Origin of the sequence: Ideonella flava (assembly GCF_051857595.1) — a bacterium.
In the GTDB taxonomy this organism is placed as follows: Bacteria; Pseudomonadota; Gammaproteobacteria; order Burkholderiales; family Burkholderiaceae_C; genus Ideonella.
This window is the reverse complement of sequence record NZ_JBPZHD010000006.1, coordinates 213,567-228,541: the sequence shown is the minus strand read 5'-3', so window position 1 is coordinate 228,541 and position 14,975 is coordinate 213,567. Positions and strand designations below refer to the sequence as shown.

Genomic DNA, 14,975 nt, shown 5'->3' with positions numbered 1-14,975 from the left:
CGCGTAACCCATGGTTTGTCAGTCTCCGGCCCGGACCTTTGCAGCAGCTTCGACGCGCGCCCGCAGTGCGGCGCGTCGCGCGAGGCTTTCGGCCGGCCAGTGCCGCTCGCGTTCGTAGTACTCCGGCACCGCTGGCGTGGCCGGGGGAAGAAGCACCCACGGCAGCTTGCTGGCCGTGAAGATGTGGATGTCGGGCGGCAGGCGATCCGGCTCGTCCAGCGTGCCCACCCGCACGAAGCTCACCGAAGGTCCGGCCCCGGCGTAGTGGCTCCACAGCGCCACCCAGCAGCTCGGGCAACGGTAGATCTGCTGGCCGGCGCCGCTCTCGCTCGGCGTGTGCACCTTCACCGGCTCGCCGGCCAGCAGCATGACCCGATCGGACTCGATCATCGCGTTGATGACGAAGGCGGAGCCCGTCTCGCGCTGGCACCACCGGCAGTGGCAGCAGTGGACGAAAAGCGGTCGCGTCTGCATCCGGTAGCGCACCTTCCGGCAGTCGCAGCCGCCGTCGAGGGGAAACCCGTCGCTCATGTCGCCTCCTGCCAATGCCACAGCCCGCCGTCGTGCCGCACGCGCCCGTCCTGTGCCAGCTTGACCAGGTGCGCGGTCAAGGAGCGGGCGGCGATGCCGTGGCGAGAGGCCGGCACATCGCCGTAGACCGTGGGCACCAGCGCTTCGGCGCTGGCCTGGCGGGCCTCGCGCAATGCGGCCGCCACCTTGGCCTCTCGGGCGTGCCGGTGCGCGATGAGCCTTCGCACCTCCACCTGCGGTTCGGCCATCAGGAACCCATGGCCCGGCGCGAACCACTCGAGACCATCGATGGCGAGCAGCTTGTCCAGCGATGCCAGGTAGCTGGCCATGTCGCCGTCGGGCGGGTTGATCACCACCGTCGAGCCCTGCATCACGTGGTCGCCGGTGAAGAGCATGCCCTCCTCCTCCAGCAGCCAGCAGACGTGGTTGGAGGCGTGGCCGGGCGTGTGCACGGCGCGCAGCGTCGCGCCCTCGCCCAGCATCAGGCGATCGCCTTCGACCGGCTCGACCTGCGGCGCGAAGCCGGCGTCCTGCCACTCGGGGTGTTCGGCGATGCGGCCCAGCACCGGTGCACCGGTCAGCTCGGCCAGCCGGCGTGCGGCGGGGGAGTGATCCTTGTGGGTGTGCGTCGTCAGGATGCGCACGATGTGGCCCGGGGACGCGGCGGCGATGACGGCCTGCAGATGGGCCTCGGTGTGCTCGTCGTCGGGACCGGGGTCGATCACGGTCACTTCGCTGCCGCCGGGCGCGCGCAAGAGGTAGGTGTTGGTGCCCGGCCCGGTCATCACCGAGCCGTTGGAACAGGTGATGCGCGTCACCCGGTCCGACAGGCGCACCGGCTGCAGCGCCGGCAGCTCGAAGCACACGTTGCCCAGGCCCACCGGGTCGAGCCGGGCGATCTCGGCATAGGCCCATTCGCCGGGCAGCACCGGGCGCACCTTGCCGGCCGCATCGCGCCCCAGGCGGGGCATCATGCGCGGCGGATGCCTGCGGGTTCGGGCGTCGGCCAGGATCTCGGCCACGGTGCCGAAGCGGCCCAGGTCCTTCAGGGTCTCGCGTGTCACCGGCAACAGCTTCAGGCCGCGCGCCGGCTCCAGCGCCTGCGCCGGCGTGAGCCACGCCAGCTCCAGGGCCTCGCCGGCATCGACGACGGGCACCTGGCCGCCCGGGACGCGTGCCACGAAGAATCGGGTGTCGAAGCGCTTGGGCAGGCCGGGTGGCGTCAGCCAGTGGCTGTGGTACGCCAGCGCTCCGGCATCCAGCCGCAGGCGGTGCCTCTCGCACAGGGCGGTGAAGTCGGCGCCGGTGCGCACCAGGTGACGCTCGTGATGCGCCGCCTCGACCGCGCCGGCACTGGCGTACAGCAGGCCGACCTCCTCGAAGCATTCGCGCACCGCAGCCACCGCGTAGGTCATCGCGCCGGCGGCCAGGCCCAGGCGCTCGTTGGCCGCCTGCTCGTGGTCGCCGTCGCAGCGCGCGGCCAGCGCGGCATCCTCTTCATCGAGCACCCCGCCCGGGAAGACCCAGACACCGCTGCGCAGGTCGTCGCCTCGCTCGGCGCGGCGCAGCATCAGCACCTCCGGCGTGCCGGAGGCACCGTCGCGCAGGACGATGACGCTGGCAGCCCGGCGCGCGCCTTCGGCGTCTCGCTCGTGGTCGGTCAGGCGGGAGGAAACGGCGATGTCGGCACTCATGCCGGCATTGTCTGCCTCGCCCGGCCCGACGCGAGCAGCGCGGAGATGTCCGACTCGCTGTAGCCGGCCTCCAGCAGCAGCTCGCGGGTGTGCTGGCCGAGCAGGGGCGCGGAGCGCGGGGCATTGGGGCGGCTGCGTCCGAAGCGGGGTGCCGGGGCCGGCTGCAGCACGCCGCCGACGTCGACGAAGGACTGGCGTTGCTGGGCGTGCGGATGCGCAGCCGCTTCAGCCATCGTCAGCACAGGACTGGCGCAGGCGTCGCTGCCCTGCAGCAGCTCGGTCCACTCGTCCCGCGTGCGCTGCCTGAACAGCGCGGCGAGCGCCTCGCGCATTTCGGGCCAGAGGAGCCGGTCGTACTGGCGTTCGACGAAGCGCGGAGCCAGGCCGATCCGGTTCGCCAGCTCGGCGAAGAACTTCGGCTCCAGCGCACCCACCGCGAGCCATTTGCCGTCGGCCGTCTCGTAGGTCGAATAGAACGGCGCCGCGCCGTCGAGCAGATTGGAGCGGCGCCGGCTCGCGTCCCACAGCCCACCCGCAGCCAGGCCGTGGAAGAGCGAGAGCAGCGAGCCCACGCCATCGACCATGGCCGCATCGACCACCTGCCCGCGGCCCGACCGCTGGCGCTCGAACAGGGCCGCCAGCACGCCGACCGTGAGGTACAGCGCGCCCCCACCGTAGTCGCCCACGAGGTTCAGCGGCGGGACCGGGCCGGGCCGCTCATCGCTGCCGTCGCCCTGGCCGCCGATGGCGTGCAAGGCACCGGACAGCGCGATGTAGTTGATGTCGTGCCCGGCCACCTGCGCCAGCGGCCCGGACTGGCCGTAGCCCGTCATGCGGCCGTACACCAGGCCGGGATGCCGCGCGTGGCAATCCTCCGGGCCCAGTCCGAGCCGCTCGGCGACTCCCGGACGCCAGCCCTCGATCAGCACGTCGGCGCTCGCGATGAGGCGGTGCGCCGCCTCGCGTCCGACGTCGCTCTTCAGGTCCAGCGCGATCGAGCGGCGGCTGCGCGCCGGCACGTCGAACCGGGGCTCCACCGGCACGCCCAGGCCGCTCGGCTCCAGCCGATCGATGCGGACCACGTCCGCGCCGAGATCCGCCAGCAGCATCGCGCACATCGGCCCCGGCCCGATGCTTGCCAGCTCGATCACCCGCAGGCCATGCAAGGGACCCATCTGCCTCCACCTCGGCCAGTCGTTGAAAGGCGCTGAGACTAGCATCGGGCCGATGGCCTCACCCTCCCCTGTTCTGCGCATCGAGCCGGCCGGCTGGACGGTGCCGGTGGCCGATGGCCAGAGCCTGCTCGAAGCCGCACAGGCCGCCGGCATCCGCCTGCCACGATCCTGCCGCAACGGGAGCTGCCGCGCGTGTCGCTGCCGCCTGCTGCAGGGCCACGTGCGCTACCGAGTCGAATGGCCCGGGCTGCTGGCCGAGGAGAAGGCCGAGGGCTGGATCCTGCCGTGCGTGGCACTGGCCGACGAACCCCTCGTCGTCATCGATGCGGAGGCTGCCACGAAGGCATAGCATCGCGGCATCCAACACACCCGCCGGAGGGCCGATCGCGATGTTCAAGGCGCTGATGCTGACGCAACAGGACAAGGCCACCCAGGTCGCGTTCGTCGATCTGGACGAGTCCGCGCTGCCCCCGGGCGACGTGCGGGTGAAGGTGGAGTACTCGAGCCTGAACTACAAGGACGCGCTGGCGGTGACCGGCCGCGGCGCGATCGTTCGCAGCTGGCCCATGGTGCCGGGCATCGACCTGGCGGGCGTGGTGGAGTCGAGCAGCGACCCGGCCTGGCAAGCCGGCGACCGCGTCGTGGTCAACGGCTGGGGAATGGGCGAGACCCACTGGGGGGGCTTGTCGCAGAAGGCGAGCCTGAAGGCCGGCTGGCTGCTGCGCCTGCCCGAGGGCTTCACGACGCGCCAGGCCATGGCCGTGGCAACGGCGGGCTACACCGCGGCGCTGTGCGTGATGGCGCTGCTCAAGCATGGCACCCGGCCGCAGGATGGCGAGGTGCTGGTCACGGGCGCCACGGGCGGCGTCGGCTCGGTGGCGGTCGCGCTGCTGGCGGGCCTCGGCTTCGAGGTCACCGCCTCGACCGGCCGGCCGCAGGAGGCCGACTACCTGCAGCGCATGGGCGCTGCGCACATCCTGGACCGCGGTTCACTCGTCGCGCCCGGCAAGCCGCTGCAGAGCGAGCGCTGGGCGGCGACGGTCGACACGGTCGGCAGCCAGACGCTGGCCAATGCGCTGGCGCAGACGAAGTGGAACGGCGCGGTGGCGGCCTGCGGCCTGGCCGGCGGCGCGGACCTGCCGTCCACGGTGATGCCCTTCATCCTTCGGGGCGTGACGCTCTACGGCATCAACTGCGTCTTCCAGTCCAATGCCGTGCGCGAACAGGCCTGGGCACTGCTGGCCCGGCACGTCAAGCCGGACCAGCTCGCCGAGATGACGCACGAGGTGGCCCTGAGCGACATCGTGCAGGCGAGCAACGACCTGCTCGCCGGTCGCATCCGCGGCCGCACGGTGGTCGACGTGAATCGCTGAGCGCCCCCCAAGCTTGCAGCGATTCTTCCCCTAGCTTGCGTAGAGGCGCCCCCCTGACAGCGCATGCCACCATGCGCCGTCGCACAGGTCGTGCGCCTCACGGGAAGACACATGAACCCACCAACCGGCGCTTCGCTGCGCCTGATCTCCCTTGTCCTTGCGCTGGCCGGGCCGATGACGGATGCGCTGGCCGCGCCACCGGGCTACCAGGTGGAGTTGCTGCCGGTGCCGCGCACCGGCGCCTACGCCACCACGGCGAGTGCCATCGACAACTCCGGAGTCGTCGGCGTCAACTACGCGAATCTGAAGAACTACATCGAGTCGGCGGCCTACCTCTGCACACCGGCCCAGTGCAACGCCATCCCGCGCCTGCACGAGTACCCGAAGTTCCCGCGCAACAGCGTCTACGCCTTGAACGATGCGGGGGTGGCGACCGGTTCCTCTGACGACCTGATGGGCGAGGGTTTCGCCGGGCACGGGTACCTCTACGACGGCTCGAACCTCGTCAGGATCCCGGGCTTCGACCAGGACGGCTGCGGCGGATGCAGCCTCGAATCGGTGGGCTATGGCATCAACGCCAGCGGCCACGTGGTCGGCACCAGCCGGACCGCCAAGAGCAGGACGCGCGCCTTCTTCTTCCATGACGGCTTGATGCTGGAGATCGGCTACCTTGGGGGCCACGACAGCGCCGCCCTGGGCATCAACGACTCCGACCAGGCGGTCGGCTACGCCGACGTAGGGGGGACGGACGACATCCATGCCTTCCTCTACCGCAACGGCCGCACCAAGGACCTCGGAACCTTGCCGGGAGGCAACTACTCGGCGGCCTCGGCCATCAACAACCGCGGCCGCATCGTCGGCTGGTCCAATCTGGCGCAGAACGGACTGATGGTACCCATCCTCTACAAGAAGGGCACCATGGCCGCGTTGCCCATGCTCGACGGCGCCACCTGGGGCAAGGCCCTGGCACTGAACGAAGCGGACTGGGTGGTCGGGGAGACCGAAGTGGCCGCCGGCGAAAGGCATGCGTTCCTCTACGACGGCCATTCGACCTACGACCTGAACGACATGCTGACCGCCGACCAGCGCGCTGAATGGACGATCGAGCAGGCCGTCGGCATCAACGACCTGGGCCAGATCGCCGCCAACGGCCGGCACCGGACCAGCGGCGCCGTCCGCGCCTTCCTCTTCAGCCCGGTCGCCGCGGGCGCCGCGCGCTGATCAGAGAAAGCGCTCGAGCAGGCGCTTGGAGTGCCGGTCCAGCGAGAGCAGGTCCGGCACCTTGAAGACGATGCCGTGGCTGCTGGCGATGAGCAGCGAGGATCGGCTGCCGGGCAGGCGGCGGATGTCCTCCTCGCCCTTGAGCACCAATTGCGTCGGGCCACGGTCGGTGTCCACGTCCCAGGTGCTGGGGGTCGAGAAGGTCGAGACCTTCACCAGACGCCTGATCTCGGGCGTGAATTCGCGGCTGGCGAGTTCTTCCTCGAGCAGGCGGCGCAGCGGCGGCGGCAGGTCCGACAGCCTTGGCACCCAGGCCAGCTCGCGGCCCTCGACGCTGACGAGAGACAGCCCTTCCTCCGGCGCGCCTATGGGGAAGGCGCGTACCGGCGTGATGCCCTCGTGCACCTGGCCATCGGCGGCGGTATAGACGAGGCGGCCCTGCGGATTGCGCGTCAACTCGAAATCAGGATTCATGCTGCACCCTTCGGCCTGCGCTGGCGCTCATGAGCCGACCGCCTGGTGTGCCGACGGCTGCGGCATGTTGTTCGCGATGAGCACCGCATCGTGGTCACTGCCCTCGGCCTCGGCCTTGCGGGCCTGGGCTTCGTAGAGCCGCCAGTAGGCGCCCTGCTGGGCCATCAGCTCGTCGTGCGGGCCGACCTCGACCACCACGCCACGGTCCATCACCACCAGCCGGTCGGCCTTGCGCAGCGTGGACAGGCGGTGCGCGATGGCGATGGTGGTGCGGCCCTGCACCAGGTTGTCCAGCGCCTTCTGGATCTCCTTCTCGGTCTCGGTGTCGACCGCCGAGGTGGCCTCGTCGAGGATCAGCAGGCGCGGGTTGATCAGCAGGGCGCGCGCGATCGAGATGCGCTGCCGTTCGCCGCCTGACAGCCCCTGGCCGCGCTCGCCGACGAGCGAGTCATAGCCCTGCGGCAGGCGCAGGATGAACTCGTGGGCATGGGCCGCGCGGGCCGCGGCGACGATCTCCTCGCGCGTGGCCTCGGGCTTGCCGTAAGCGATGTTCTCGGCGACCGTGCCGAAGAAGAGGAAGGGCTCCTGCAGCACCAGGCCGATGTGCCGGCGGTAATCGGAGACGGCAAAACGGCGGATGTCGATGCCATCGACCAGGATGCGGCCGTCGGTCACGTCGTAGAAGCGGCAGATGAGGTTGACCAGCGTGCTCTTGCCCGAGCCGCTGTGGCCCACCAGGCCGATCATCTCGCCCGGCCGGATCTGCAGGTTCAGGCCGCGGATGACCGATCGGTTGCCGTAGCGGAAGCCGATGTTGTCCATCGTCACGCCGCCCATGAGCGCTCCGCCCTCGAGCTCGGCCATCTTCACCGGCTGCGTGGGCTCGGGAACGTTGGAGACGTGGTCGAGGATGTCGAAGATGCGCTTGGCGCCGGCCGCCGCCTTTTGCGTGACCGAGACGATGCGGCTCATCGAATCCAGCCGGCCGTAGAAGCGGCCGATGTAGGCGATGAAGGCCGTCAGCACGCCCACCGTGATCTGGCCGCGGCTGACCTGCCAGATGCCGAAGGCCCAGACGACCAGCAGGCCGATGTCGGTCAGCAGCGAGACGGTCGGCGTGAACAGGCTCCAGGTCTTGTTCAGCCGGTCGTTGACGTGCAGGTTCTGCTTGTTCGCCTCGCGAAAACGCGAGGCTTCTCTCGACTCCTGAGCGAAGGCCTTGACCACCCGGATGCCGGGGATGGTGTCGGCCAGCACGTTGGTGACGTCGCCCCACACTCTGTCGATCTTCTCGAAGCCGGTGCGAAGCCTGTCGCGAACCAGGTGGATCATCCAGGCGATGAAGGGCAGCGGCAGCAGCGTGACGAGCGCCAACCAGGGATTGATCGAGAACAGGATCACCGAGGTCATGCCGAGCAGCAGCACATCGGTGGCGAAATCGAGCGCGTGCAGCGACAGGAAGACCGAGATGCGGTCGGTCTCGGAGCCGATGCGGCTCATCAGGTCGCCGGTGCGCTTGGCGCCGAAGTAGTCGAGCGAAAGGTGAAGCAGATGCTCGAAGGCGCCTACCCGCAGGTCGGCCGCGATGCGCTCGGACACCAGCGCCAGCAGCCAGGTGCGCGCCCAGCCCAGGCTCCAGGCCACCAGCGCCGAGCCAAGCAGGCCCGACAGCAGCAGCACGACGTAGCCGGTGTCTATCTTCTGCCCGTTCTGGAAGGGGATCAGCACCTCGTCCATCAGCGGGATGGTGAGGTAGGGCGGGACCAGCGTGGCACCGGTGGAGGCCAGTGTCAGCAGGAAGCCGGACAGCAGCTTGAAACGGTAGGGCCGCGCGAATCGCCACAGGCGCAGCAGCACCCACGTCGATGGCGGCTCGGTGAGCTCGCGGGTGCACAAGGGGCACTCGTCCGAATCCGGTGGCAGCGGGGCGCGGCAATTGGGACAGCGCGTGGGGTCGTCACCCTCGGCCGCGACCCCCAGCGCCCGGGCTTTTTGCAACTGTTCGAAACGCTTGACCAGCCGCAGGGCCTGCACGTTGGCGGCCAGGGTGAAGCGCCAGCGGGTGATCAGGCGCTGCTCGTCGGCCAGCTCCAGCGTGCCCACGCCGGCGTGGTCGTGGTGCCTCAAGGTCATGCCCGGGGCCAGCTCGTAGCGCTGCCACGCACCGGAAGGGCCCAGCCGCGCGAACAATGCACGCTCGCTCAACACCAGCTGTCCCGGGGCGAAACGCAGGGCCTCGTCGAGGTCAACCTGCAGCGTGGCGAGCACGTTGTCCCCGGGCGTCAGCGGTGCCGACCCTGCCCCTGCAAGGGCGGCGGCATCGCCGGAGCGACCGGTCGGTAGGGTGGTGTGTTGTTGCATGCTCAAGCGCGGCATTTTCGTTGAAAGCGTGCTCCTCGCCTGCCCCGTGGCTGCCCCAGGCGGCCGCCAGCCGCGAGCGAGCGCAAAATCCGCGTCTCGTGCCGGCTGACCGCCGCGCCGTCCACCCGATCCACTGCCCATGACCGCCCAGAAGAACGACATCACCCTGCAGCGCATCACCTACCTGCGCGGCCCCAACATCTGGACCTACCGCTCGGTGCTCGAAGTCTGGCTGGACCTCGGCGAACTGGAAGACCACCCCTCGGACAAGCTGCCAGGGTTCACCGAGCGGCTGCTGGCCTTGCTGCCGGCCCTGGCAGAGCACCACTGCGGGGTGGGCGAGCGGGGCGGCTTCATGCAGCGCCTGACCGAAGGCACCTGGGCCGGCCACATCCTCGAGCACTGCGTGATCGAGCTGCTGAACCTGGCCGGCATGCCCACCGGCTTCGGCCAGACCCGGTCGACCAGCCAGCGCGGCGTCTACCGCATGGTGTTCCGCGCCCGTAACGAGCAGGTCGGCCGCAGCGCCCTGGCCGAGGGTCACGCGCTGCTGATGGCGGCCATCAACGAGCAGCCTTTCGACGTGGCCGCCGCGGTGGCCCGCGTGCGCGAGGCGATAGACGATTGCTACCTCGGTCCCTCCACGGCCTGCATCGTGGCCGCCGCCACCGACCGGCGCATCCCGCACATCCGCCTGAACGATGGCAACCTCGTGCAGCTGGGCTATGGCGCCAAGCAGCGCCGCATCTGGACCGCCGAGACCGACCTCACCGGCGCCATCGCCGAGACCATCGCCTGCGACAAGGACCTGACCAAGAGCCTGCTCACCGCCTGTGGCGTGCCGGTCCCCGAAGGCGAGATCGTGCAGAGCGCGGACGCAGCGTGGCGCGCCACGCAGGATTTCGACGCGCCGGTGGTCATCAAGCCCACCGACGGCAACCACGGCCGCGGCGTCACGCTGGACTTGACGCAGGAAGTCGACGTCCGCGCCGCCTACGAGGTGGCTGCCCGCCATGGCAGCGAGGTGATGGTCGAGCGCTTCATCCCCGGCCAGGAGCACCGCCTGCTGGTGGTCGGCGGCCGGGTGGTCGCCGCCGCCCGCGGCGAGACGGCCTGGATCGTGGGCGACGGCCAGCACCATGTCGCCGACCTCGTCGACCAGCAGATCAACAGCGATCCTCGCCGCGGCACGACCGAGGATCACCCGCTGAACCGCCTGAACCCGCGCGAGGACGGCGTGATGCTGCTCGACCTGCAGCGCCAGGGCCTGACGCCGGACTCGGTGCCGCCGGCCGGCAAGCGCGTGCTCGTGCAGCGCAACGGCAACGTCGCCATCGACTGCACCGACGATGTCCACCCCGAGGTCGATCACTACGTCTCGCTGGCCGCGCAAGCGGTCGGGCTGGACATCGCCGGCATCGACGTCGTGGCCGAGGACATCTCGCGGCCCCTGCACGAGCAGGGCGGCGCGGTGGTCGAGGTCAACGCCGGCCCTGGCCTGCTCAGCCACCTGAAGCCCGCCGTCGGCAAGCCGCGTCCGGTGGGTCAGGCCATCGTCGAGCAGCTGTTCCCCAGCGACGAGGCCGACGCGCACCCGGGCCGCATCCCCATCATCGGCGTCGCCGGCACGAGGGACACCCACGTCGTCGCGCGTGCCGTGGCCTGGCTGGTGCACCTGTCGGGGCGGCACACGGCGCTTGCCTGCCGCGACGGCCTGTTCGTCGGCCAGCGGCGGACCGAGCCGGCAGTGGCCCGCAGCGCCGCCTACTGGGAGGCCAGCCACCGCCTGCTGATGAATCGAGACGCCCAGGCGGCCGTGTTCGAGAACGGCCCCGAGCTCATCCTCGACGGAGGCCTGCCCTACGACCGCTGCCACGTCGGCGTGGTGACCGATTTCGATGGCTTCGAGCGGCTCAAGCGCCACGACGTGAGCGAATCCGACCAGCTCTACAAGGTGCTGCGCACGCAGATCGACGTGGTGCTGGACGACGGTGTGGGCGTGCTCAACGCCGCCGACCCGCGCATCGCCGAGCTGGGCGACCTGTGCGACGGCGAAGTGCTGCTGTACGCGGTCGAGGGCCCTGAGGGTGACCCGCAGGTGCTGCGCGACCACTGCCTCGAAGGCGGCCGCGCCGCCGTGCTGCGCGGCGGCAAGGTCGTGCTGCTGACCGGCGCCAGCGAACACGCGGGGCCCGACCTGCACGGCATCCTCACCCGCCACGGCCACGGCAGCCCGGCCGAGCTGGCCCGCCTGTCCGAGGCCTTGCTGGCCGCCGTGGCCGCCGCCTGGGCCTTCGGCATTTCGCCCGAGCTCATCGCCGCCGGTGTCGAGACCTTCGACCTCGGCCGCGCCTGATTCCCACCGACAGAACAAGCAAGACCGCCCGAGCCGCCCATGGAAATCTCCCGCATCCGTGCCCTGCGAGGGCCCAACCTCTGGAGCCGCCACACCGCCGTCGAGGCCATCGTCACCTGCGACGAGGCCGAGCGCGCGCTGACCACGCTGCCCGGCCTGGAGGCGAGACTGCGTGCACTGTTCCCGGGCATGGGCGCCTTGCGCGTCAAGCCGGAGAAGGCCTCGCTCGCCCACGTGCTGGAGGCCGCGACGCTGGCCCTGCAGACGCAGGCCGGCTGCCCGGTCACCTTCAGCCGCACCACGGCGACGGTCGACGCCGGCGTCTACCAGGTGGTCGTCGAGTACAGCGAGGAGAAGGTCGGCCGCCAGGCGCTGGAGGCTGCCGAAGCCCTGATCCGCCGCGCACTGGGCGAGGCCGTGGCCTTCGACTGCGACACCACGCTGCACGCCCTGCGAGAGCTGGACGAGGACATCCGCCTCGGCCCCTCCACCGGCTCCATCGTCAACGCCGGCGTCGCGCGGGGCATCCCCTACCGCCGGTTGACGAGCGGCAGCCTGGTGCAGTTCGGCTGGGGCTCCAAGCAGCGCCGCATCTGGGCGGCCGAGGTCGACTCCACCAGCGCCGTGTCGGAGTCCATCGCCCAGGACAAGGACCTGTGCAAGACCCTGCTGCGCGCCGCCGGCGTGCCGGTGCCGCTGGGGCGGCCGGTGTCCAGCGTCGATGACGCCTGCGAGGCCGCCGAGGAGATCGGCTGGCCCGTGGTCTGCAAGCCGCAGGACGGCAACCAGGGCAAGGGTGTCACGGTCAACATCGTCGACCGCGCGGGGCTCGAGATCGCCTACCGGGCCGCGGAGGAGATCGGCCACCCGATGGTCGAGAAGTTCCTGCCGGGCAGCGACTTCCGCATGCTGGTCGTCGGCAACCGCCTCATCGCCGCGGCGCGGCGCGATCCGCCCCAGGTTTCGGGCGACGGGGTGCACACCGTGCGCCAGCTGGTCGACCAGGTCAACGCCGACCCGCGCCGAGGCGACGGACATGCCACCTCGCTGACCAAGATCCGCTTCGACGACATCGCGGTCGCGCGGCTGGCCCTGCAGGGCCTCACGCCGGAGTCGGTGCCCGAGAAGGGCCAGCGCGTCATCCTGCGCAACAACGCCAACCTGTCGACCGGCGGCACCGCCACCGACGTGACCGACGACGTGCATCCTGAAGTCGCCGCCCGCGCAGTCGCTGCGGCGCGCATGGTCGGCCTGGACATCTGCGGCGTCGACGTGGTGTGCGAGACCGTGATCCGCCCGCTCGAGGAGCAGCACGGCGGGGTGGTGGAGGTCAACGCCGCGCCCGGCCTGCGCATGCACCTCTCGCCCTCCTACGGCAAGGGCCGGGCGGTGGGTGAAGCCGTCATCAGCCACCTTTATCCGCCGGGCGACGACGGCCGCATCCCGGTGGTGGCCGTCACCGGCACCAATGGCAAGACCACCACCAGCCGCCTGGTCGCCCACCTCTTCGGCGCCAGCGGCCTGCGCGTGGGCATGACCAACACCGATGGCGTGCACGTGAACGGCCGCCAGATCGACTCGGGCGACTGCTCCGGCCCCAAGAGCGCGCGCAACGTGCTGATGAACCCGCAGGTCGATGCGGCGGTGTTCGAGACGGCGCGCGGCGGCATCCTGCGCGAGGGCCTGGGCTTCGACCGCTGCCAGGTGGCCGTGGTCACCAACATCGGCGCCGGCGATCACCTGGGCCTGAACTACATCACCACAGTCGAAGACCTCGCAGTGCTCAAGCGCGTGATCGTGCAGAACGTGGCCGCCACCGGCTACGCGGTGCTCAACGCCACCGACCCGCACTGCGTCAGCATGGCGCCCACCTGCCCCGGCGGCATCATCTACTTCGCCCAGGACAGGCACCACCCGGTGCTGGCCACGCACCGCGCGCAGGGCCAGCGCTGCGTCTACGCCGAGGGCGACCAGATCGTCGCGGCCGAGGGCAACTGGCGCGAGTTCGTCGCCCTGCGCGACATCCCGCTGACTCGCCACGGCTCGATCGGCTTCCAGGTCGACAACGCCATGGCCGCGATCGCCGCGGCCTGGGGCGTGGGCCTGAGCTGGGATGCCATCCGTTCGGGCCTGGCCAGCTTCGTCAACGACGCCGACAACGCGCCGGGCCGCTTCAACGTCATGGACTACCGCGGCGCCACGCTGATCGCCGACTACGGCCACAACCCGGATGCCATGCGGGCCTTGGTTCAGGCGGTGGAGGCCATGCCGGCCAAGCGGCGCTCGGTGGTCATCTCGGGCGCCGGCGACCGACGGGACGAGGACATCCGCGAGCAGACCCAGATCCTCGGCCAGGCCTTCGACGAGGTCATCCTCTACCAGGACGCCTGCCAGCGCGGCCGGGAGGACGGCGAGGTGATAGGCCTGCTGCGCCAGGGCCTGGACGGGGCACCGCGCACCCGCCACGTCGAGGAGATCCACGGCGAGTTCATCGCCATCGACACCGCGCTGGCGCGGCTGCAGCCGGGCGACCTGTGCCTGGTGCTGGTCGACCAGGTCGAGGAGGCGCTGGCCCACCTGGCGCAGCGCGTGGCCGAGCCGGCGTGAGCGCGGCTGCCACCAAGGGAGCGACCTCGCCCATCGCTCCCGGGTTCAGCGTGGCCATCGTCGGCACGGGCTTCGTCGCCGACCTGTACATGCGGTCCTTGCAGACCTTTCCCGAGATCCGGGTTGCCCGGGCCTACGACAAGGACCCGAGCCGCCTGCAGGCCTTCTGCGGATTCTGGGGCGTCCCGCCGGCCGCCACGCTCGATGAGCTGCTGACAGCCGAAGCTGGCAGTGGCCGAACCCACCTCGTGCTCAACCTGACCAACCCCGGGTCTCACCACGCGGTGAGCAAGCGCTGCCTCGAACGAGGGTTCAGCGTCTACTCGGAGAAGCCGCTGGCCATGGGGATGGAAGAGGCCCGGGAGCTGCACGCGCTCGCGCGGGAGCGGGGGCTGTTCCTGGCGTCGGCTCCCTGCAGTCACCTGAGCGAGACCGCGCAGACGCTGCGGTGGGCCGTTCGCGAGCGGCTGGCCGGCCAGCCCCTGCTGGTCTACGCCGAACTGGACGACGACTTCATCTCGCAGGCCCCGTACCGCAAATGGATCAGCGAGTCCGGCGCCCCCTGGCCCTACCTCGACGAGTTCGAGGTCGGCTGCACCGTGGAACACGCGGGTTACTACCTCACCTGGCTCATGATGATCCTGGGCCCGGTGGACAAGGTGGTGGCCGCCTCGGCCGAGCTGGTGATCCCCAAGTGCGAGGGCCTGGCCCGCAGCGCGCCGGATTTCTCGACCGCGGTGCTGTTCTTCAGGAGCGGCGTCGTGGCCCGCCTTACCTGTAGCATCGTCGCTCCACACAGCCATGGGCTGCGCCTTGTCGGCGACGGGGGCGTGTTGGAGATCGACGAATGCTGGAACAACCGCGCCCCGGTGCGCCTGCGAAAGCGCCTGGTGATCCGGCGCCGACTGATCAACAACCCCTTCGCGAAGACCTTGCGCGCCCCGGGCGTGAGCCAGCCGCGCGTGGGTCGGCGCGGTGCCGCCTCGATGAACTTCGCGCTCGGCCCGGCAGCGTTGCTCAAGGCCATGGCGCGCGGTGCTGCGCCCGAGCCCTTCGCCGACTTCGCCCTGCACCTCAACGAGGTGACGCTGGCGATCCAGAGCGCGGGCGACAGCGCCGGCTCGCAGCAGATCCACAGCGATTTCGTGTACCCGGAAGCAGCTGCCTGAGCGGTGCTCGGGCG

At 70.6% G+C, this 14,975-nt stretch carries 11 protein-coding genes; 6 read left to right on the top strand and 5 right to left on the bottom strand.

Features of this window, described 5'->3' with window-relative positions:
* Nucleotides 1–18 precede the first annotated feature (18 nt).
* From ACS5PM_RS14810 to ACS5PM_RS14800, 3 genes are read right to left on the bottom strand one after another with little or no spacing between them, the layout of a single operon-like run.
* Nucleotides 19–531, bottom strand: coding sequence for a GFA family protein (locus ACS5PM_RS14810; protein WP_439388413.1), 513 nt, complete (start codon nucleotides 529–531; stop codon nucleotides 19–21).
* Nucleotides 528–2,225: an MBL fold metallo-hydrolase gene (locus tag ACS5PM_RS14805; RefSeq protein ID WP_439388412.1), complete on the bottom strand. Its 1,698-nt coding sequence runs from the start codon at nucleotides 2,223–2,225 to the stop codon at nucleotides 528–530. The genes ACS5PM_RS14810 and ACS5PM_RS14805 overlap by 4 nt, the downstream gene beginning before the upstream one ends.
* Nucleotides 2,222–3,400, bottom strand: a complete 1,179-nt coding sequence (locus ACS5PM_RS14800) for a CaiB/BaiF CoA transferase family protein (protein WP_439388411.1) — start codon at nucleotides 3,398–3,400, stop codon at nucleotides 2,222–2,224. Before ACS5PM_RS14800 ends, ACS5PM_RS14805 begins: the two co-directional genes overlap by 4 nt.
* A gap of 52 nt (nucleotides 3,401–3,452) precedes the next feature.
* Here ACS5PM_RS14800 and ACS5PM_RS14795 point away from each other — a divergent pair, with 52 nt between their 5' ends.
* The 3 genes from ACS5PM_RS14795 (at nucleotide 3,453) to ACS5PM_RS14785 (ending at nucleotide 5,994) form a co-directional block, all read left to right on the top strand.
* Nucleotides 3,453–3,749 (top strand): 2Fe-2S iron-sulfur cluster-binding protein, encoded by a 297-nt coding sequence (locus ACS5PM_RS14795; RefSeq protein ID WP_439388410.1) that lies wholly within the window; start codon nucleotides 3,453–3,455, stop codon nucleotides 3,747–3,749.
* 40 nt (nucleotides 3,750–3,789) lie between these two features.
* Nucleotides 3,790–4,773 carry an acrylyl-CoA reductase (NADPH) gene (gene acuI / locus ACS5PM_RS14790; RefSeq protein ID WP_439388409.1) on the top strand — a complete coding sequence of 328 codons (984 nt, stop codon included), beginning with the start codon at nucleotides 3,790–3,792 and terminating at the stop codon, nucleotides 4,771–4,773.
* Between the two features lie 111 nt (nucleotides 4,774–4,884).
* Nucleotides 4,885–5,994, top strand: a complete 1,110-nt coding sequence (locus ACS5PM_RS14785; RefSeq protein WP_439388408.1) for a DUF3466 family protein — start codon at nucleotides 4,885–4,887, stop codon at nucleotides 5,992–5,994.
* Here the strand turns inward: ACS5PM_RS14785 and ACS5PM_RS14780 are convergent, their stop codons facing one another.
* Together ACS5PM_RS14780 and ACS5PM_RS14775 are read right to left on the bottom strand one after the other, a co-directional pair.
* The gene (locus tag ACS5PM_RS14780) at nucleotides 5,995–6,468 is read right to left on the bottom strand and encodes a cyanophycin metabolism-associated DUF1854 family protein (protein ID WP_439388407.1); all 474 of its coding nucleotides are present in this window, start codon (nucleotides 6,466–6,468) and stop codon (nucleotides 5,995–5,997) included.
* Nucleotides 6,469–6,495: 27 nt separating this feature from the next.
* Complete coding sequence (locus tag ACS5PM_RS14775) at nucleotides 6,496–8,829, bottom strand: cyanophycin metabolism-associated ABC transporter (RefSeq protein WP_439388623.1); 2,334 nt, start codon at nucleotides 8,827–8,829, stop codon at nucleotides 6,496–6,498.
* Nucleotides 8,830–8,968: 139 nt separating this feature from the next.
* On the opposite strand from ACS5PM_RS14775, the gene ACS5PM_RS14770 reads away from it, so the two are divergent.
* From ACS5PM_RS14770 to ACS5PM_RS14760, 3 genes are read left to right on the top strand one after another with little or no spacing between them, the layout of a single operon-like run.
* Entirely contained in the window at nucleotides 8,969–11,185 is a 2,217-nt protein-coding gene (locus ACS5PM_RS14770) for a cyanophycin synthetase (protein WP_439388406.1), read from the top strand.
* Nucleotides 11,186–11,224: 39 nt separating this feature from the next.
* The gene (cphA, locus tag ACS5PM_RS14765; protein ID WP_439388405.1) at nucleotides 11,225–13,792 is read left to right on the top strand and encodes a cyanophycin synthetase; all 2,568 of its coding nucleotides are present in this window, start codon (nucleotides 11,225–11,227) and stop codon (nucleotides 13,790–13,792) included.
* Nucleotides 13,789–14,961 carry a Gfo/Idh/MocA family protein gene (locus ACS5PM_RS14760; RefSeq protein ID WP_439388404.1) on the top strand — a complete coding sequence of 391 codons (1,173 nt, stop codon included), beginning with the start codon at nucleotides 13,789–13,791 and terminating at the stop codon, nucleotides 14,959–14,961. Before cphA ends, ACS5PM_RS14760 begins: the two co-directional genes overlap by 4 nt.
* Nucleotides 14,962–14,975 lie beyond the last annotated feature (14 nt).